The sequence below is a fragment of the Ulvibacterium sp. genome, assembly GCF_028285715.1.
Taxonomy (GTDB): Bacteria; Bacteroidota; Bacteroidia; order Flavobacteriales; family Flavobacteriaceae; genus Ulvibacterium.
This window is the reverse complement of sequence record NZ_JANQOO010000014.1, coordinates 56,901-75,636: the sequence shown is the minus strand read 5'-3', so window position 1 is coordinate 75,636 and position 18,736 is coordinate 56,901. Positions and strand designations below refer to the sequence as shown.

Below are 18,736 nucleotides of genomic sequence, written 5' to 3'. Positions count from 1 at the left end.
CAGGTTGTTAGTATCTTAACCATAGCAATTGTTTGCAAAACCCAAAACTATTGACCATGTTGGAAGGGAAAGACCAGGAACTACAGGAAAATGTAGAGGAAGATTTCTCAGAAACTACCGGAACATCATCAAAACCGGAGAAAAGCACTGAGACCAAATCCAAAGAAGATACGAATATGGAAACCGTAGCCTCGGAACCGGCCGAAATTGAAAAGCCTGGTGATGAAGATGTTACCGAAGAAATGGACAAGTCGGTTTCGATGAAAGAGACCGAGACCAAATCCAAAGAAGATACGAATACGGAAACCATAGCCTCGGAACCGGCCGAAATTGAAAAGCCTGGTGATGAAGATGTTACCGAAGAAATGGACCAGTCGGTTTCGATGAAAGAGACCGAGACTAAATCCATGGAAGATGCGAGTGTAGAGAGTGCTGTGTCCGAGCAGACCAAATCGGAAAAACCCAAGGATGAAGACGTTTTGGAGGAGATTGAAGAATCCAATGCAGAGGATGCAGAGGACAAAGACAATCATCAGCGGCATCATATCCCCATACTGGATTATCATTCCATGTCCATGGAAAACCTTGTAGGTGAACTACAAAGATTGGTACGGAATGAAAAGGTCCAGGCCATAAAAAAACATGTTGACGGTATTAAATATGAATTTGACCTGAAGTTTCAAGAATTTCTGGAACACAAAAAGGAAGAGTTTGTTGCCAATGGTGGAAACGAAATAGATTTTAGATATAATTCCGTCACCAAAAGGCAGTTTAATGAAGTCTATACGGACTATCGAGAAAAGAGGAACCTTTATTACAAAAACCTTGAAAAGAATTTAAAGGATAATCTGGCCATACGGTTGGAAATAATAGAAGAACTTAAGGGTCTAATGAACGTAGAGGAAGACATGAATACCACCTACAAGACCTTTAAGGTAATCCAGGAAAAGTGGCGCAATGCAGGAGCCATTCCCCGAACACATTATAACGATGTTTGGCGGACTTATCACCACCATTTGGAGATTTTCTACGATTTTCTACACTTGAATAGGGAATTACGAGATCTGGACTTTAAGCATAATTTTGAGGAGAAGCAAAAAATCGTGGAACGTGCAGAGGGCTTGGCACAGGAAAAGGATTTGGGCAAGGCCTTTCAAGAGCTACAGACCCTCCATAAAATATGGAAGGAAGATATTGGTCCGGTAGGTAAGGAACACCGGGAGGAAATCTGGGAGCGATTCAGTAATGCCACAAAGGCATTGCACCAAAGGAGACAGGACCACTATAAGGAACTGGACAAGCAGTATGAAAAAAACCTGGATAAAAAAAGGGAAATCATTGCTTCCATATTGGACATAAGCACACATGTGGCCAATAACCATAAAGCCTTACAACAACAGATACGGCAGGTGGAGAATTTACGGGAAGATTTTTTTAAAGCAGGTAAGGTTCCACAACAGGTTAATGAGGAAACTTGGGCTTCCTTCAAGGATGCGGTACGACAATTTAATAGGAATAAGAATGCCTACTATAAGAATCTAAAAAAAGAGCAGCACGACAATCTGGAGAAAAAACGAAAACTTCTGGAATTGGCCCTATCGCTAAAGGACAGCGAGGATTGGGATAGCACTACCCAGGAAATGAAACGCATACAAAGTGAGTGGAAAAGAATTGGACACGTACCACGAAAGTATTCCGACAAAATCTGGAAAGACTTCAAAAATGCCTGTAACCACTATTTTGACCGTCTTCACGCCTTAAAAAACAAAGCTCATAAGGAAGAAGTTGAAAATTTGGCCAAAAAAGAAGACTGCATCGAGCGATTAAAGGCCTTTGAGCTTACCAAGGACCGAGAGCAAAATCTCAGCGTCCTAAAGTCCTTTATTAACGAATGGAAATCTTATGGAAGGGTGCCCTTCAACAAGAAAAATATAAACCAGCGGTTTAATAAAATATTGGATGCCATCCTAAGGAAAATGGATGTTAGCCATCAGGAGGCAGAGCTTCTAAAATATGGTAACAAAATACAGCAATTGGCCCGTAAGGACGATGGACGGGCCATTTCCAATGAACGCTCCTTTATCCGTAAAAAAATAGACGATAGTAAAAACGAGATACGGCAATTAGAGAATAACCTTTTGTTCTTTTCCAATGCATCGGGTGACAGTCCGGTAGTACAAGAGGTTATCAGAAAGGTAGAGCACCAAAAAGAGACCTTGGCTACATGGAAGGCCAAACTAAAAAAATTGAACATCATGGAAAACAACTTAAACAAAGATGTTGAGGAAAGAAATGATTCAAGTGAGGAAGAGTGACGATGTGATTCCAGGTTGTATTCAGCCAAACTGAATTTTCGCGAAGCCCTATAGAAACCCAATTAAAGGGACGGACAATTGATAACAAAAAACCATCAAATTCTGGTCTATTTCCAAATACCGATAGACTTCCCCAGTACTCGAGTGTTTTTTTGCTGTTTAAATACCAAAAGGCAATTCAAGGGACTGATCGCCTTCATAGCGCCCCTTAATTTCGGCAAACTCTCCGAAATCAAAATATTGCCTATCCTTCATTTTCCTATTTCCCGTCCTATATGAAAGCTACATTGATATGTAACGAAAGAACCAAATTGTAGTCCAAAAAATAAACCAAACCGTATCCTTTCCTATGAAAAATACCATTCTGCTATTTTCCATCTTTTCGCTATTAATAAAGCTTTCCACCGCACAAAATATATCCATAAATGAAGAAAGGTTTATATCCTTAGGGGGAATAGAGCAGTGGATTACCATACATGGAAAAGATAGGTCCAAACCTGTTGTACTTTTTGTTCATGGTGGTCCAGGTAGCACTATGAGCCAATACAATAACATGATGTACAAGCAATGGGAAGATGATTTTGTTTTGGTCAATTGGGATCAAAGGGGTGCAGGAAGGACCTACGGGCGAAATATCCCGGTAGGGGCGGATGAAACGTATTGGATAGAAAATCCCTTGACTGTAAAACAAATGACTCAAGACGGTATTGCACTTGCCCAATACCTCATACAACTTTTAAATAAAGAGAAACTAATACTGATAGGTACATCGTGGGGTTCCATTCTTGGTACCGAAATGGCCTTAAGTAATCCTGAGCTTTTTTATGCTTATGTGGGGCATGCCCAATTTGTCAATTTCTCCGAAAACATTGATTATGCATACCTAACAGTGTACGAAATGGTGAAAAACTCGAATGATATGGATTCGTTAAAAAAACTCGAATCGCTCGGAAAACCTCCATATACCAGTGCAAAAAACTATGGCCAACTGCTACGGGTCATCAAAAAGTATGAACGGGAGAACTCGACTCCGGCCCCAACCACTTGGTTTGGGCTGGCTCCTGAATATGACAATGAAAAAGATAGTAAACATAGATATGACGGGGATGATTATTCATTTGTTCATTTTGTTGGCCATCATAAACTTGGGATAAAGTCTATGGTGTCGGATATTGATTTCAAAATTTCCGGGACGGAGTTTAAAATTCCGGTATATCTTATTCAAGGGGAAAATGATATACTTACCGCAAAGGAGGTCAACAAACCGTACTTTGACAAAATAGTTGCGCCCGATAAAACTTATTTTTTGGTAACCAATGCCGCACATGGTCATAATCAATCAGTTGTAGAAAGGCAATATGAGGTTGTTAAAAATTTGATATCCCATGAATAAAACGGATAAACCCAAGTTTGTTTCCACTGATATGATACCAAAAAATGGAAAACGATACGAACAACTTCTATTTTGACCAACCAGAACCCAATAAAAGCTGCTTATTGGCCATGCGGGATATGGTTCTTAAGCTGGATAACCAAATCGCGGAAACCCGGAAATACGGAATGCCTTGTTTTTGTTATCGGCAGAAGGCTTTCTGTTATTTATGGGTGGATAAAAAAAGTAAAGAACCCTATTTTCTTATGGTAGAAGGAAAGCACCTACATCATCCCAAATTGGAAACAGGCAATCGATCTCGGATGAAAATTTTTAGGGTAAATCCAGAGGAAGATTTGCCTATCCATACCATCGATTTGATTATGAATAAGGCACTGGATTTATACAAAAGTGGAGTTGTTAAGTTAAAATGACATTAAAGCTACATGAAAATAGAACACTTGGCCCTATGGGTCCAAAATCTGGAGTTGATGAAGGATTTTTATGTTACTTATTTCAACATGAAATCCAATACAAAGTATGTAAATCACAAAAAACGGTTTTCATCGTATTTTCTTTCGTTCAAAGGTGGAGCAAGGATTGAATTAATGCATAGGCCAGACATTCCAGGGCATATGGGAGGCAAAGGATTGATGAACGGACAGGCGCACTTTGCAATTTCAATAGGAAGCAAGGATAAAGTTGACCAGCTTACCGAAGTCTTAAGAAATGATGGATTTGAGATTATTGGAGAGCCAAGGACCACGGGAGATGGCTATTATGAAAGTGTTGTTTCCGACCCGGAAGGAAACCATATTGAACTTACTGAATAAACTAGCGTACAAAATCAATTTCCTTTCAAAGTTTTGTTACGTTTCCCTGTTTCAAAAATCTTAACTTTGAACCTACTCTATTTCGTTTCTTAAACCCATTGAATTTCTCGTGAAAAGCATACGCGGGACTGGATCGTCTAATGCAAAACACCATGACACTTCAAGATTTAGGTTACCGTGAAGTTTTGGAGCAATTTAAATTCGACCAAAATTTAGATTCGTTTGAAGTAGGAAGGGTCATTTCCGAACGTAAGGAACGTTACCTTGTAAAAACCCCGACAACTGAATTTGATGCCGAAATTTTGGGTAATTTAAGGTTTACCGCGGAGAATAGATATGACCTACCTGCGGTTGGGGACTGGGTGGCCTTTTCCCAATATGATGATAATAAGGCATTGATTAGGGCAGTATATCCAAGAACTTCCATTTTGGAAAGGCAGGCCGTAGGCAAAAAAGGAGAAGTACAAATAATCGCGACGAACATCGATTTTGGATTGATTGTACAGGCCGTTGACCGGGATTTTAACATAAATCGCTTGGAACGCTATTTAACGATCTGTAACGCTTCAAAAGTTGAACCGATTATCATTTTGAGTAAAATTGATCTATTACCTGGATTCGATTTGGAAAATGTCTTACATCGCATCAAACAACGAATAAAGGACATTCCCATAGTCTCGGTTAGTAACCAAATGACCCATGGATATGACTCTCTGAATCAAATTATCCAAAAAGGGAAAACTTATTGCCTCCTTGGCTCCTCGGGAGTAGGCAAATCCACATTGCTAAACCATATTTCAGGAAAATCCGTAATGAAGACCGGCCCTATAAGTAATAGTATTAACAAAGGGAGGCATATAACGAGTCACCGGGAACTGGTTGTGTTGAAGAATGGTGGCATACTTATAGATAACCCTGGAATGAGAGAGGTTGGAATTTCGGATTTGTCAGACGGATTGGAAATTACTTTTGAAACAATTTTTGAATACGCCCAAAACTGTAGGTTCAAAGACTGCACTCATACCCATGAAAAGGGATGTGCCGTATTGGAAGCCCTAGAAAATGGAGAAATAGACTATAATTCTTATGCCAATTTTCAAAAAATTGAAAGGGAAAAATTTCATTTTGAATCAAGTGTCCTTGAAAAGAAAAAGAGGGACAAAAGTTTTGGAAAACTAGTGAAACAGGTAAAGAAGCAAAGAAAGCGGACTAAATACTAAGCGCACTGTAGGGGCACAATACTTTAGCTATGACCAAATTTGAAAAATTAGAAAGACTTTCGAAAATGGATACTAAAACTATAGGGAAAGAATAGTTGAAGTACTCGCTGATTTAGCCTATCTTACACCGGTAACCCTAACCTGATATTGAGGAAGGGTTTTTATGTTTTAAGACGTTGACGAACTACTATATAAATATATTTACCAATGGGTTTTGACAATCAATCAATAGGAAATTATGCGGCCAAGGAAAGTCGTTATGACCATATGCCGTATCGCCGTTGCGGTAAAAGTGGGCTTTTGCTGCCGGCTATTTCGGTAGGCCTATGGCACAATTTTGGCCACGCGGACGACTTTACCAACGCAAGGGAAATTTTAAGAACCGCTTTTGACCATGGGATAACCCACTTCGACCTGGCGAACAACTACGGACCTCCATATGGTGCAGCAGAAGAAAATTTTGGGCGAATCTTTGAAAAGGATTTTCGGCCGTATCGCGATGAACTTATTATTTCAAGCAAAGCTGGTTGGGATATGTGGCCTGGGCCGTATGGAAACTTCGGTTCCAAAAAATACCTGATCGCCAGTCTAGATCAAAGTTTAAAACGAATGGACCTGGATTATGTTGATATTTTTTACCATCATAGACCCGATCCCGAAACTCCTTTGGAAGAAACCATGGGGGCATTACATCAAATCGTACAACAGGGCAAGGCCCTTTACGTAGGAGTTTCCCAATATCCCGCAGAGCTCACGCGCCAAGCGGCGGAAATTCTGGAGCAGATGGGTACCAAATTATGTATTCACCAGCCCCGCTATAGCATGATGGACAGATGGGTGGAAAATGGTTTGTTGGATGAGCTGGGCAGACAGGGTACCGGTGCCATAGCATTTTCCCCATTGGAGCAAGGTATCCTTACCAATAAATATTTAAAAGGAATTCCGGAGGGGTCCAGGGCTGTTAAAGACGGGAGGTATCTTCAGAAAGAAAAAATAACCGAGGAACTGGTCGACAAAGTTCAGCGATTGAACGCAATTGCACAGGAAAGAGGACAAAGTATGGCACAAATGGCGATTGCCTGGTTGCTAAAAGATGAGCGGATAACCTCCGTGTTGGTAGGCGTCAGTAGCCCCAAACAAATGTTGGACAACATAGAGACTACCGAGAATTTGGAATTCTCCCAAGAGGAGTTAAACGAAATTGAAAAAATTATCCGTCCGTAATACAGTATACGTTATTTGGCATAAAAATAGAAGAGAATAGCGGGCAACAACTACCTTTATGGCACACCACATGAGTGGAGGTACCTTCTCCGCGCAATACCCAATTCTCTGTAAAGGCTAGCGCTCCAGATAAGCCCAAGTAAAGTTTGGATGATGCCCATTAGCCCTTACCATTTTCACCCATAATAAGGTCATGTGCTCCAAATGCAGGGCTTGCGATAAACCACCGACATCCAAGGTCTCGAAGCCCATATCGGAATTTAGGGGAAAGACCTGTTCCTTGGCCTCATTATAATCTCCTGCAATAAGCATTACGGGCTTGACATTGTAATTCGGAAAGTTGGCATGTATTAAGTTCTCATAGCCATAGATGGTATAGGATTTTACAACTTTGGCATCCGGTGCCCATTCCTGTACTTTCTCGGCACCCGATGTTTTGCTTTCCAATCCATGGGAGATTCCTGCTCCAACGGGATTGGTACAGTCTATTAAGGTTTTTCCATGAAATTGTAAAGGCTCCAGAATTGATTGATTGATTCCAAAGGGTGTGGCTAAAAACACAAGATCGGATGCATTCACCGCTTCTTGAAGGGGCAAGGCGTTAAACTTAGGGTTTTTCTGTTTGGCCAACTGGACACTCGAACTTTTTACATTGTCGTGGGCAATGATAATGTCGTGCCCTTTTTTTTGTAGGTTGTCGGCCAATGCAAACCCTACATTACCAATTCCGATAAATGCCAATTTCATAGGTGTTCATTTTTTTCCAGCTTGGATAGAGCCGGATATTGAATAAAGTTACCCAATTCGAGAGATTAATCCAGTCATCCCCGTCCTTAAATATATGGCCTACTATCCATCCAACTGTGCTACTACAAGTCTTGCCGCGGCTGCACCGGAGTTTTGCTGTTGCCCCGTTATTAAATTCCCATCTGCAATGGCATAAGAAGAAAAAGGTACCGCAACCTTAAAATGGGTATTTGAAATTTTTTGGGCCTCCTCCTCGATTCGGTAGGGTTGTATTTTTTGACCCACCGCCTCGTCGGCATAGTTTTCCTCTGCATCGGAAAAGCCGGTCCACGTTTTATCTTCTACCAAAAGTCTTCCCTTTCCGGTCTTGACCTCCAATAACAAAGTGGTGGCATGGCAAACTACCGCGCTAGGTTTTCCGGCTTCATAAAAACCTACAAAGAGGTCCTCCAATGCTTTGTTTCCCTTATACGTGTACATAGGTCCCTGCCCACCCACAAGGAAAACCGCCTCATAATCATCTAGATGAACTTCCGAAAGCTTTTTGGTATTCTCCAACATTTTGTTGAACCAATCCAATTGCATATATCCTAATGAGATAATATCTTGGGAGGAGTAACCGCTTGAATCGGTAGGATCTGAATAGGAGTCCATTTCTATTTTACCTCCTTCCGTAGAAGCCAAATCTACCTCATATCCCGACTCCTGAAAAACATATAATGGATGCGTAAATTCGGCAGCCCAAAAGCCAATAGGCCATCCGGTTTGTTCTGAAATTGTGGGGCTGCTTGCCACCATCAAAATTTTACCTTTGGTCGGCATGCCATGGGAATGGACGTAAGCTTGTATCTCTTTGATTGAATTTGCCATTTTTTTATCTTTTGATCGATCAAATTTAGGGGTAATACTTACCTTTAGCAATATACTTACCTAATGGAGAGGTACTAACTTTTAGGATAGTATTATGAAAACAATTATTTATGCCAGAGTTCTTATATAACAATAAACTCTACTATAACCCCGTTGAGTTCGCCATGGACAGAATTGGCGGTACTTGGAAGATGCCTATTTTATGGCGCTTAAAAGATAGGGTAATGCGATTTGGTGAGTTACGCAAAGATATTCCCCATATAACGGACAAAATGTTGACTTCCCAATTACGACAGCTGGAAGCAGAGGGTTTTGTACATCGGAAGGTTTATCCCGTAGTCCCACCGAAGGTAGAGTATTCCATAACGCCAAAAGGCCAAACCGCTATTCCCATTATAGAAACAATCAGGAATTATGGACTTGAGCTGATGAAAAAGTCGGGGATACCCACAAAATAAAACAACATCCTTGGTATGCTGCGAAAATCTATCTTGTGCAGATTTCAGCTTGGAGGAGTATCCTTTTTAAGTGGTAAGGAACCTCATCCCGAAAAATTACGGTTCACTATAAACGAACAACTTGTTCTCCTGGATTAGATTATAGAACTAACCCGTGTATTGTTCGTGAAGAACGTATATTTGGTAATTGATCAGAAAAATGCAAAACCTTAAAAGGATGTTGAAAATTCCCATATTTTTACCTAACTACTCCACGTAAAATCAATAACGGTTTATATCAAGTAGTGGAATACAAACATTATAAAACTAAAATGGAAGAAGTTGACGAAATTGTCCAAAATCTGGATTTAAAACCCCATCCAGAGGGCGGTTATTTTAAGGAGGTTTATAGGAGTGAGGGTACCATAAACCTAGAGAATTTAGGTGGTGCTTATTCCAGCATACGGAACTATGCTACCAGCATCTATTTTCTCCTTACTTACAAAGCGTTTTCAGCCTTCCATAAAATTCAACAAGACGAAATTTGGCACTTTTACAAAGGCTCACCTATAGAACTACATATGATTGCGCCGAATGGGGACTACTCCAATGTGCGAATCGGCAATGATTTTGGCAAGGGGGAGCGACCGCAGTTTGTTGTACCCGGAGGATATTGGTTTTCCGCAGAGACATTTAACAAGGGGGCATATGCCCTAGTGGGATGTAATGTTTCGCCAGGATTTGATTTTGAGGACTTTGTCCTTGCCGATCGACAAAATTTACTATCCCAATTTCCACAACATCGTGAAATCATAACCAAGTTTACGAGATATAATTCACAATAAATTTTGATATGATATGGCAAAAGTCTTTACCTTTTTACTTTGTATAGGTATCCTGGTGTTTTCCTGTCGTGAAAACGGCCCTAGAACAATAGCGGTACTTACTTTAGTGGACACGGACCAGAGTTGGGACGGAAATAAACTTCCTAAATATCCCGAAGGTCCTCCTCAAATAAAAATCTTAAAATATACGATTCCCCCTCAGACAAAATTACCGACACATGAACATCTTGTAATTAATGCTGGTGTATTGCTTAGCGGAGAGCTAACAGTAGTGGATGAAAACAACAATACCCTGTATTTAAGAGCTGGAGATCCCATTGTGGAATTGGTGAATACTTTTCACTATGGGAAAAACGAAGGTACCGAACCAGCAGAGATTATCGTCTTCTACGCGGGAGCCAAGGACGTTCCCATTACGGTAAAAAAGAAAACAAAAAACTGAATTCAACAACTCCATGTATTCATTCGTCTCAGGATGAAAACCAGGGATTATGGAATATACCGTATGCTATGTTCCAAAAAGATTTCCTCACTACCTTCGCTTAGGGCTGGTCGCAGTTTTTAGTTGGATGCCACAATCTCCTCCTCAACTTTTAGCGTTGTTAGATATTCAACAAGATTTATCAAGTCCTCCTGGGACATTACTTTGTGAAGCCCCTTGGTCATTAGGGATTGGTCCATAGCTTTCAATTCTTCAATATTGGCCGCTTGAATTGTCTTCTGGGTGCCTCCCATCATTTTTAAGGTAAGTTCATCTTCTGTCTGACTCAGGATGTATCCAACATAGGTCTTGCCATCCTTCATTTTAGCGGTATATCCCTCGTAACCAAAATTAATTCCCGCACTTGGATAAATAATGCTGGAATATAAGGATTGCTTGGAAAGTTTATTTCCTATGTCCGTCAATGCAGGTCCAAATTCTATTCCCATAGTACCGGCCATGTGACATGAACTGCAATAGGTTCCGTAAATTTCCTTGCCCGCCAATGCATCTCCTTTTTGTTCGATTAACGTTTCGATATTCCATTCGCCCGTTTCGTCCCCGGTTAAATACTTTGGTACATTGGCACGAATTTCAGCGTCCCAGCTGTTCATCAGTTTAAGCACGGCGGTAGTTCTATATGCCTCGGCCAAATCATCATTCTGAAGCATTTCGTATAATTTATGCCGTCCTTCCCAGGTATTTCCCAAACCTTCCACCACCCTTTTTTTGAGAGGACCCTCAAATTCTTCCTCATCCAGACTTTCAACCAGCATTCCAATTGCCAAAGAATTATTGATATTTCCGATTATACCTAGAAGTTCCATCTTTTTTGATTCTTCTATACCGGATTTCAAATGACCCATTATCATTTTCTCACCTCCGTAATCAAACAACACTCCGGCCGCTTCCTTTCGCAAGTCGTCTTCCGCCTCAGTATTGGACACCAAACGTAACAAAGGTTCTTTTTGATCTTTTAGTCCTAGGTTTTCGACGGCCATTAACCACTCTGGGGTACCTTCAATTTTGGGTAGAACACTTTTGACGATTCCTATATGTTGCCGAGAACTATTGACAAAATCCTCATCAAGCTGTCCGATGGCCAGTGCGCTAATTTGATTGTGTAATGGATGCTCAATTTTCAAAAGATCCAATATTAAATCGTTCTTTTTTGGGTGTTTCTTAAAGGCGAATGCCCGGAAATAAGAAGGTAGAACCTCTTTGGAAACCTCCTTATTTTGAATCATCTCCGCAAGCATCGGAACAGAGTCATCCGCTCTTGTGCGCCATACGATTTCCCAGCCTGCAATATTTTTCCAATTTGCTCCAATAACGGATTTCCAAGCATTGAAGTACAGATTGGGATAGATATCCGAACCAATTCCCAAGGCCTCCAAATACCAGCGATCCCCGCCTTGATATTGTTCGGCAAGTTGCGCCCAAAGACCAGCTGCCTTTGAAGTGCCCAAATGCCGTAAGGCAATGGCAACTTCCCTCCTGACCTGCATGGAAGCATCGTTCACCATTTGGCTTAGATAGGCCTCTAGTTTATTTCTTAAAAGATACCGTGCCATACGTATACCCTGTACCCTGTATTTGGAATCGGTGTCCGCCAGTGCCAATTCCACATAATCCTCGGTCTTGGAATTGATTTGCGCACCAAGCCATAGTGCCCTTGCTTTTGCGAGGCCTCCTTGGGCTATAAGTCTCTCCAAAATGGGTTCGGCCTCCTCTTGCATGGAATGTAACTTTTGCCATGCTTGATAAAACGCGTCCATATTATCGGATAGCAGTGCGGCTTCCGCCCCTTTTGCGGTTTTAAAATCGAATTTAGGAGGTTTATATCCATCTTTAACAGAAAGATGGTACACCCTACCCCGAACAATGTCCTCCGCCTTATGGCCGCCTACCCCACCATCGTACCAATCCGAGATAAATAGTGATCCATCTGGAGCGACTGCAACGTCATCAGGTCTAAACCAATCATCCCTGCTCTTCACCAACTCCTGTATCTTAGCGCTGTAGCCGGCCCCGTTCTCTTCCAAGATGTAGGACCTGACCACATTATGACCCGGCTCGGCATGTATCAATTGATTGTGATATTGTTCAGGTAGGAGCCTATCCTCATAAACTAGAATGCCGCAAGGGGAACCCGAACCGGTTTGCAGCAAATTAGGAACAGAGCCCGGATCGTTCAAATGCCAATGTCGTTTCGGAACTTCATCATGCCAACCCGTCCTACGTTCTCGCCAATTTTCACCGGTCAAAAGGTCTTTAAACCCGTAGTTCCCATACTCCATCAGATAATTGATACGGGTACCCCTATTGCCATCGTCATCATTGTCCGACTGCCAAAGACCTCCATAGGAATCCACGGTAACCTCGTAGGGGTTTCTAAAGTTATGTCCCAATACTTCTATATTGGAACCATCCAATTCACATCGAAATGCCATGCCCTCCCGGTACGGACCTTTTGAATCGTTAATGGTATTTCCATAGATGTCCTTAAGGGGATTTCCGTTTTTGTCCAGTAATTGTTTACCATTGTTTCCAAAGTTAAAATACAATCTACCATCAGGGCCAAAAACAAATGCATGTACGCCATGATCATGATCTGCTCCCTCCATCCCGGTAAAAAGTATCTCCTTGGAATCAGGTCTATCATCACCATCCACATCCGTAAAGACCAGAACGTTGGGGCTTTTGGAAACAATGACCTTGTTTCCCAGCACGGCTATACCCAAGGCTGAATTAACGTCCTCCCCTTGATAAAAAACCTTGGTAGTATCGGCCACCCCATCTCCATCCGTATCCTCCAAAATTAAGATACGATCACCCTCATCATCATAGGTATTGTCCGGGTTGGCGAACAATCTATAGTTCCTACCCTCACAAAGCCATACTCTACCCCTCGCATCAATAGCTAAATTGGTAGGATTGGCCACCAAGGGTTCCGAAGCGAACAATTCCAGTTGAAGACCTTCCGCCACTTTCATAGAGGACAGGGCGTTTTCAGGTTTCCGTTTTTCACTTTCCGAAAGATTGTCAAAATCGATGTTTGGCTTTCTGTTTTGGCATGAAGAGTGTATTCCGAAGACACAAACTATAATCGGAACCCAGAAGAGTATTTTAATGTCCATTATATCTTTAGGATAGAATTCTAATAAGCCTTATACGGTGTATCCCATAAAGTTATAGAAAAATATCAAAGAAGAATTACAAAGGTAAAATCCGATTACCTTTCGATGTTTTCCTTTAGCTTAGGATAATTAAGTGCGAAAATACATATTGGACCGTTATGATAATTTCACCATAGAATGTAGCTCCATTGGGGTACTCATTTGGTGTTCGCAAAAAATTCGAGGAGGCCCTTAAAATTGCTCAAGCAAATAATTAATCAGGTCTGTAGTGGTAACTATTCCCACTAATTTTCCATCGTCAACTACGGGAATTGCATGAAATTCCCTATCGGATAGAATTTCCGCGACGTCCTGCACCGTAGCGGTAGAGGAAACACTAATCAAGGACTTGGCCATAACCTGCCCAATCGTAAACATATTATAGACCATAGTTTCCACATATTCTTCGTCGTCATCCACGGCATCGGCAAAGCTAATCCGCAAAAGATCGGTATAGCTTAACATTCCTATGATATTTTCTCCAGAAACTACTGGAATATGCCTAATACGGTGCTTTTTGAAAAGACGCTCCGCAGTTTCCAAATTATCTTCATTATTTAGGGTAATAACGTTCTTGGTCATTATTACCGATACGGGTGTTTGCTTTTTCATCTCTTCGGGTTTAAAAATCATTTTAAAGATAGAGTTCAAAACCCCTATAAAGTATGATAAAAGTCATTAACCCTTGGGATGCGAAGCGATATTTTTGCAAAACCCAAAAAAGTATGCCAATACCCGATTAAGGGAAAAATCCTTAACGGGTTAATGTTGCTCAACTGTTTCCTGAAAAAAGGGAGATATTTTTAAGGGATTTCTTTGTCTGGTATAAGCCCTATCCTATTTGGCAACGTTTACCGATCGGGTTTCCCGAATTACGGTTATTTTCACTTGCCCCGGATAAGTCATGTCCGTCTGAATTTTTTGAGAAATTTCAAAAGACAGTTGTGCGGCTTTGTCGTCACTTACTTTTTCACTCTCCACAATTACACGAAGTTCCCTACCTGCTTGTATGGCATATGCTTTTTGAACACCTCCGAAACCGAAGGCGATATCTTCCAAGTCCTTGAGCCTTTGAATGTAAGAGTCCAGTACTTGCCTACGTGCACCTGGTCTTGCCCCGCTAATGGCATCGCATACCTGAACTATGGGAGATATGAGGGTTTTCATTTCAATCTCGTCGTGGTGTGCGCCTATGGCATTGCAAACATCTGACTTTTCACCAAATTTTTCGGCCCATTGCATCCCTAAAATGGCATGTGGCGTCTCTATTTCCGCTTCGGTATTCGGTACTTTCCCTATATCATGCAACAGTCCCGCCCGCTTAGCTAATTTTGGGTTAAGGCCTAATTCAGCGGCCATTACGCCACAGAGCTTGGCCACCTCCCTAGAGTGCTGTAATAAATTCTGGCCATAGGAAGATCTATACTTCATTCTTCCCACGGCTTTTATTAATTCGGGATGTAATCCGTGGATTCCTAAATCTATGACCGTACGCTTGCCGACTTCTACGATTTCCTGCTCGATTTGCTTTTCCGTCTTTTTTACGATTTCCTCAATTCGTGCCGGATGTATACGACCATCAGTAACTAACTTATGCAGGGATAATCTTGCCACTTCCCGTCGTACAGAGTCAAAACAGGATAATATGATGGCCTCCGGGGTATCATCTACAATAATTTCAACCCCAGTGGCAGATTCCAAGGCCCTAATGTTCCTACCCTCCCTGCCAATAATCCGGCCTTTTACATCATCGGATTCCAAGTTAAACACGGAAACGCAATTCTCCACCGCTTCTTCCGTACCTATTCTTTGAATCGTATTTATGACAATCTTCTTCGCTTCCTGCTGCGCCGTTAATTTTGCCTCTTCCAAAGTGGTCTGCATGTAGGCCATAGCATCCGTCTTGGCAGTTTCTTTCAAGGATTCCAATAATTGGCTCTTCGCCTCTTCGGCAGAGAGACCGGAAATAACTTCCAATTGCTGAACTTGACTTTTATGTAATTTTTCAAGCTCGGATTGCTTTTTTTCATAAAACTCTGTTTTATGCGCTACATCCCTTATTTTCCTTTCAAGTTGATCGTTGAGTTTTTTGTTCTTTGCCAGCTCATTACTTACTTGTGACTCCTTGTCACGGGTCCGTTTTTCCGCTTCCGCTATTTTTTTGTCTTTATTGATAATAACCTTTTCATGTTCTGCCTTAAGTTCCAGGAACTTCTCCTTGGCTTGGAAAATCTTATCTTTTTTGATGGTCTCTCCCTCCAATTTGGCATCCTTAATAATCGATGCGGCCTCTCTTTTGGCATTGGCCATGGTCTTGGAGGCCTTGCCTTTTTCCATAAACTTGGCTATTACAAAGCCTACAATAAGTCCAATGATTCCAGTAATTATTGCCGTGGTGATATCCATAGGTTCGAAAATTAAAACTGTTAATCCGTTCACATAAAAACAGAGCTCGCCCGATGGCGAAATTCAATATGCCCTACAACTTTAACGCTTGTTTGCATTGTCGTCAAAATAGGGCTGTACATAAAAAAAGCCCACATTGGAGAAGTTTTGTACAAACTCCTATAAACAAGTTTAGGGCTAACAGGCTGCTCAAGGATCCTTATACTAGTAAGGCCTGCTTTTACAACCTAAACTCACCCTTTTTAAACAAATTAGTGTTGAGTTCGTCAAAAGATAATACCAATGTGGGCAGTAACAATATATTTAAAAGAACTTATTTGAAGCTTAGTTTGGAATTTACAAGATCGTCCAAAGCCCTTAGGCGTTCTTTGGCCTTCTTAGTGCCCTCCGATTGATCAATACCCCTTTGCTCTATTTTAGAGGCAAACTGCAGGGCGCACATGGCAAGCACATCTTGTTTATCCCGTACGGCATAATTCTGCTCAAACTTCTTGGCCAGTTGTTCGATATTTTTGGCCGCCTTTCGCAGTCCTTCCTCTTGGGAAGGGTCTATCGTCAAGGGATATACCCTATCTGCAATTGAAAGTTTGATCTTTAACCTTTCTTGCATTATAACAATTGAACATTATTCCGCTAATTGGGCTATACAATGGTCCAGTTCCCGGATTAATGTGTTTATCTTAAGCTTAGCTTCTGTTTTATTTGTATTACTGCCCAGCATTGAATTAGCAAGTTTTAGCGAATTATATTTCTCCTGCCATTCCGCGACGGAATCAACAACCTGATCCCTATCGTTTTTTAAGGCTAGCAATTCATTTTCAAGCTTTGAATTGGCTTGCTGGAGTAATTCCATTTTGTGCAACAACTTGCTAATTTTGTTCTCCAAGGAATCAACAATTTGTACCAATTCGCTCATGTAGCTATTCAATGCATGTTACACAAAGTTAACATACATCTAACGACTTAGCAATACTTTTTTCAATTATTCTTGAAGTAATACTTTAATTGGTCATAAATCGTTGAGTACTATGGTATGTGTTTATTCGGGTCGATGTGCTTTTAGGGATTCAAGGCGATTAATTACTTTCGTACCTACATATTCAGATTATGCGAAAAATTATTTTAGGAATACTCTTGCTAAGTTACATGGCCTTTTGGGGGCAGGAAAATTATCCCAAGGAGGCCTTTGGATCGCCCATGGGCATCCCTTTGATTTTGGCAGGAACTTTTGGGGAATTGCGTTCGAACCATTTTCATGCAGGCATCGATATAAAGACCCAACAACGCCAAGGTCTTCCCATTTATGCTATTGAAGACGGGAGCGTAACGCGTATCAAAATATCGCATTGGGGATATGGCAAGGTTATTTATGTAGCACACCCAAATGGATATACCTCGGTTTATGGACACCTTCAAAAATTTTCGCCCAACTTAGAGAAGTACATCAAAGAAATACAATACCAAAAAAGATCCTATGAGGTGGAGGTGTTCCCGGATTATGGAGAACTTAAGGTAGAAAAAGGAGAGTTGATTGCCTACAGTGGAAATACCGGGGGATCTTCTGGACCGCACCTCCATTTTGAGATTCGCAGCAGTATATCTGAAAAACCCACAAATCCCTTGCTATACGGCTACGAAGTAAGGGATGCTACCAACCCTACATTACGAAAACTATATGGATATCCTATTTCAGATGATGCCGTGATCAACCAGAGCGGAAGTAAAATACAGATCAATTTTTCAAAACAACTGGATGGTACCTTTGTTGCGGATAAAGTTCGGGCAGTAGGCACGATCGGTTTTGGTTTTATTGGATATGATAGACAGGATATGGCAGCCAATAAAAACGGGGTTTACTCCGTACAACAATTGGTGAATGGCAAGATATATTCCGACTATAGTTTTGAGAAATTTTCATTTTCCGAAACCCGATATATCAATACATTGATCGATTACGACCATTTCGGAAAATACAAGCAGCGTATCCAAAAGTGCTTTAGGTCTCCCGGAAATAGGCTTAGTATTTACAACACTCTTTATAACGATGGGAAAATCGTGGTCCGAGAGGGTTTAAGTTATAACGTTGAGTTGTTGATCAAAGATTTTGAAGGTAACCAGGTTAAGTTACGCATCCCGATTGAGGGCAAGCGGGAGCCGGTCATCAAGGACAGGGAAGAAAAAAAGACCGATTATTTCGTTATCGCCAAAAAACCAAATAACTATGACTTGGGAGCGGCCAAAGTATATTTTCCGGCCAACACTTTTTATGAAGATTTTTACTTGGACTTGCAAAAAGGAAGGGATACGGTAAAAATTCATAGCAATACCGTTCCTGCACACCGCAATTTCACAATAACCTTTGACACTTCAAAGTACCAGGAAGATGAGCGCAAACAGTTATTTATAGCACGTCTGGATAAAAAACTTAGGCCCAATTATACCTCTACTTATAAAAGAGGGAATGTTTTTACCACTAGAACGCGAAATCTTGGCACCTACACGTTGGCCAAGGACACTTTAGCTCCAAAAATCCGTACAAAAAATTTCAAAGAAAAACAGTGGCTCAACAATTATCGTTATCTAAGCGTTTACATTGCAGACGACTTAAGTGGTATTGATTCGTATTCGGCCACTTTGAACGGCGAATGGATTTTAATGGAATATGAGCCTAAAAACCAAACCCTTACATATAACTTTGACGATGTTATTTTGGACAAAAAGCAATGCGAGCTTAAGGTTGTGGTAACTGATAATGTCGGAAATAGTAATACGCTATCCACAATATTTTATAGAAAATAAAAGGTTTG

At 41.1% G+C, this 18,736-nt stretch carries 17 protein-coding genes and 1 other RNA gene; 10 read left to right on the top strand and 8 right to left on the bottom strand.

All coding sequences use genetic code 11. The features are described from left to right. The first annotated feature begins 56 nt into the window (after window positions 1-56). From Q0993_RS06125 to mgrA, 6 genes are all read left to right on the top strand, one after another. Window positions 57-2,315: a DUF349 domain-containing protein gene (locus Q0993_RS06125; RefSeq protein WP_299530788.1), complete on the top strand. Its 2,259-nt coding sequence runs from the start codon at window positions 57-59 to the stop codon at window positions 2,313-2,315. Window positions 2,316-2,664: 349 nt separating this feature from the next. After that, window positions 2,665-3,708: an alpha/beta fold hydrolase gene (locus Q0993_RS06120; RefSeq protein ID WP_299530786.1), complete on the top strand. Its 1,044-nt coding sequence runs from the start codon at window positions 2,665-2,667 to the stop codon at window positions 3,706-3,708. Window positions 3,709-3,752: 44 nt separating this feature from the next. Next, entirely contained in the window at window positions 3,753-4,121 is a 369-nt protein-coding gene (locus Q0993_RS06115) for a DUF1801 domain-containing protein (protein WP_299530784.1), read from the top strand. Between the two features lie 12 nt (window positions 4,122-4,133). Further along, the gene (locus Q0993_RS06110) at window positions 4,134-4,520 is read left to right on the top strand and encodes a VOC family protein (protein WP_299530783.1); all 387 of its coding nucleotides are present in this window, start codon (window positions 4,134-4,136) and stop codon (window positions 4,518-4,520) included. 152 nt (window positions 4,521-4,672) lie between these two features. Beyond that, window positions 4,673-5,740: a ribosome small subunit-dependent GTPase A gene (rsgA, locus tag Q0993_RS06105; protein WP_299530781.1), complete on the top strand. Its 1,068-nt coding sequence runs from the start codon at window positions 4,673-4,675 to the stop codon at window positions 5,738-5,740. 207 nt (window positions 5,741-5,947) lie between these two features. Then, window positions 5,948-6,964, top strand: a complete 1,017-nt coding sequence (mgrA, locus tag Q0993_RS06100; protein WP_299530779.1) for an L-glyceraldehyde 3-phosphate reductase — start codon at window positions 5,948-5,950, stop codon at window positions 6,962-6,964. A gap of 117 nt (window positions 6,965-7,081) precedes the next feature. Here the strand turns inward: mgrA and Q0993_RS06095 are convergent, their stop codons facing one another. Continuing rightward, window positions 7,082-7,711, bottom strand: a complete 630-nt coding sequence (locus Q0993_RS06095; RefSeq protein ID WP_299530777.1) for an NADPH-dependent F420 reductase — start codon at window positions 7,709-7,711, stop codon at window positions 7,082-7,084. A 102-nt stretch (window positions 7,712-7,813) separates the two neighbouring features. Continuing rightward, window positions 7,814-8,581 carry a type 1 glutamine amidotransferase domain-containing protein gene (locus Q0993_RS06090; protein ID WP_299530775.1) on the bottom strand — a complete coding sequence of 256 codons (768 nt, stop codon included), beginning with the start codon at window positions 8,579-8,581 and terminating at the stop codon, window positions 7,814-7,816. A 164-nt stretch (window positions 8,582-8,745) separates the two neighbouring features. On the opposite strand from Q0993_RS06090, the gene Q0993_RS06085 reads away from it, so the two are divergent. The 3 genes from Q0993_RS06085 to Q0993_RS06075 all read left to right on the top strand — a co-directional run bounded on the left by Q0993_RS06085 (window position 8,746) and on the right by Q0993_RS06075 (window position 10,305). Further along, window positions 8,746-9,039 carry a helix-turn-helix domain-containing protein gene (locus Q0993_RS06085; protein ID WP_299530792.1) on the top strand — a complete coding sequence of 98 codons (294 nt, stop codon included), beginning with the start codon at window positions 8,746-8,748 and terminating at the stop codon, window positions 9,037-9,039. Between the two features lie 311 nt (window positions 9,040-9,350). Next, window positions 9,351-9,863, top strand: a complete 513-nt coding sequence (locus Q0993_RS06080; protein WP_299530773.1) for a cupin domain-containing protein — start codon at window positions 9,351-9,353, stop codon at window positions 9,861-9,863. A gap of 13 nt (window positions 9,864-9,876) precedes the next feature. Next, a complete protein-coding gene (locus tag Q0993_RS06075) occupies window positions 9,877-10,305 on the top strand; it encodes a cupin domain-containing protein (RefSeq protein ID WP_299530770.1) in 429 nt (142 codons plus the stop codon). Window positions 10,306-10,424: 119 nt separating this feature from the next. On the opposite strand, the gene Q0993_RS06070 is transcribed toward Q0993_RS06075, so the two are convergent. The 6 genes from Q0993_RS06070 to Q0993_RS06045 all read right to left on the bottom strand — a co-directional run bounded on the left by Q0993_RS06070 (window position 10,425) and on the right by Q0993_RS06045 (window position 16,845). After that, entirely contained in the window at window positions 10,425-13,484 is a 3,060-nt protein-coding gene (locus Q0993_RS06070) for a PVC-type heme-binding CxxCH protein (protein ID WP_299530767.1), read from the bottom strand. A 231-nt stretch (window positions 13,485-13,715) separates the two neighbouring features. Further along, window positions 13,716-14,135 (bottom strand): CBS domain-containing protein, encoded by a 420-nt coding sequence (locus Q0993_RS06065; protein WP_299530764.1) that lies wholly within the window; start codon window positions 14,133-14,135, stop codon window positions 13,716-13,718. Between the two features lie 225 nt (window positions 14,136-14,360). Next, complete coding sequence (gene rny, locus Q0993_RS06060) at window positions 14,361-15,929, bottom strand: ribonuclease Y (RefSeq protein WP_299530762.1); 1,569 nt, start codon at window positions 15,927-15,929, stop codon at window positions 14,361-14,363. Between the two features lie 153 nt (window positions 15,930-16,082). Further along, window positions 16,083-16,192: non-coding RNA, 6S RNA (gene ssrS, locus Q0993_RS06055), on the bottom strand. Window positions 16,193-16,242: 50 nt separating this feature from the next. Beyond that, window positions 16,243-16,539, bottom strand: coding sequence for a cell division protein ZapA (locus Q0993_RS06050; protein ID WP_299530760.1), 297 nt, complete (start codon window positions 16,537-16,539; stop codon window positions 16,243-16,245). Between the two features lie 15 nt (window positions 16,540-16,554). Further along, entirely contained in the window at window positions 16,555-16,845 is a 291-nt protein-coding gene (locus Q0993_RS06045) for a hypothetical protein (RefSeq protein WP_299530758.1), read from the bottom strand. Between the two features lie 191 nt (window positions 16,846-17,036). Here Q0993_RS06045 and Q0993_RS06040 point away from each other — a divergent pair, with 191 nt between their 5' ends. Continuing rightward, on the top strand, window positions 17,037-18,728 hold the full coding sequence (locus Q0993_RS06040) for a M23 family metallopeptidase (RefSeq protein WP_299530756.1): 1,692 nt from the start codon (window positions 17,037-17,039) through the stop codon (window positions 18,726-18,728). Window positions 18,729-18,736 lie beyond the last annotated feature (8 nt).

Excerpts from the sequence above, each read along its gene's own strand:
- Q0993_RS06125 (WP_299530788.1), top strand. The coding sequence starts at position 57 with ATGTTGGAAGGGAAAGACCAGGAACTACAGGAAAATGTAGAGGAAGAT.
- Q0993_RS06120 (WP_299530786.1), top strand. The coding sequence starts at position 2,665 with ATGAAAAATACCATTCTGCTATTTTCCATCTTTTCGCTATTAATAAAG.
- Q0993_RS06115 (WP_299530784.1), top strand. The coding sequence starts at position 3,753 with ATGGAAAACGATACGAACAACTTCTATTTTGACCAACCAGAACCCAAT.
- Q0993_RS06110 (WP_299530783.1), top strand. The coding sequence starts at position 4,134 with ATGAAAATAGAACACTTGGCCCTATGGGTCCAAAATCTGGAGTTGATG.
- rsgA (WP_299530781.1), top strand. The coding sequence starts at position 4,673 with ATGACACTTCAAGATTTAGGTTACCGTGAAGTTTTGGAGCAATTTAAA.
- mgrA (WP_299530779.1), top strand. The coding sequence starts at position 5,948 with ATGGGTTTTGACAATCAATCAATAGGAAATTATGCGGCCAAGGAAAGT.
- Q0993_RS06095 (WP_299530777.1), bottom strand. The coding sequence starts at position 7,711 with ATGAAATTGGCATTTATCGGAATTGGTAATGTAGGGTTTGCATTGGCC.
- Q0993_RS06090 (WP_299530775.1), bottom strand. The coding sequence starts at position 8,581 with ATGGCAAATTCAATCAAAGAGATACAAGCTTACGTCCATTCCCATGGC.
- Q0993_RS06085 (WP_299530792.1), top strand. The coding sequence starts at position 8,746 with ATGGACAGAATTGGCGGTACTTGGAAGATGCCTATTTTATGGCGCTTA.
- Q0993_RS06080 (WP_299530773.1), top strand. The coding sequence starts at position 9,351 with ATGGAAGAAGTTGACGAAATTGTCCAAAATCTGGATTTAAAACCCCAT.
- Q0993_RS06075 (WP_299530770.1), top strand. The coding sequence starts at position 9,877 with ATGGCAAAAGTCTTTACCTTTTTACTTTGTATAGGTATCCTGGTGTTT.
- Q0993_RS06070 (WP_299530767.1), bottom strand. The coding sequence starts at position 13,484 with ATGGACATTAAAATACTCTTCTGGGTTCCGATTATAGTTTGTGTCTTC.
- Q0993_RS06065 (WP_299530764.1), bottom strand. The coding sequence starts at position 14,135 with ATGAAAAAGCAAACACCCGTATCGGTAATAATGACCAAGAACGTTATT.
- rny (WP_299530762.1), bottom strand. The coding sequence starts at position 15,929 with ATGGATATCACCACGGCAATAATTACTGGAATCATTGGACTTATTGTA.
- Q0993_RS06050 (WP_299530760.1), bottom strand. The coding sequence starts at position 16,539 with ATGCAAGAAAGGTTAAAGATCAAACTTTCAATTGCAGATAGGGTATAT.
- Q0993_RS06045 (WP_299530758.1), bottom strand. The coding sequence starts at position 16,845 with ATGAGCGAATTGGTACAAATTGTTGATTCCTTGGAGAACAAAATTAGC.
- Q0993_RS06040 (WP_299530756.1), top strand. The coding sequence starts at position 17,037 with ATGCGAAAAATTATTTTAGGAATACTCTTGCTAAGTTACATGGCCTTT.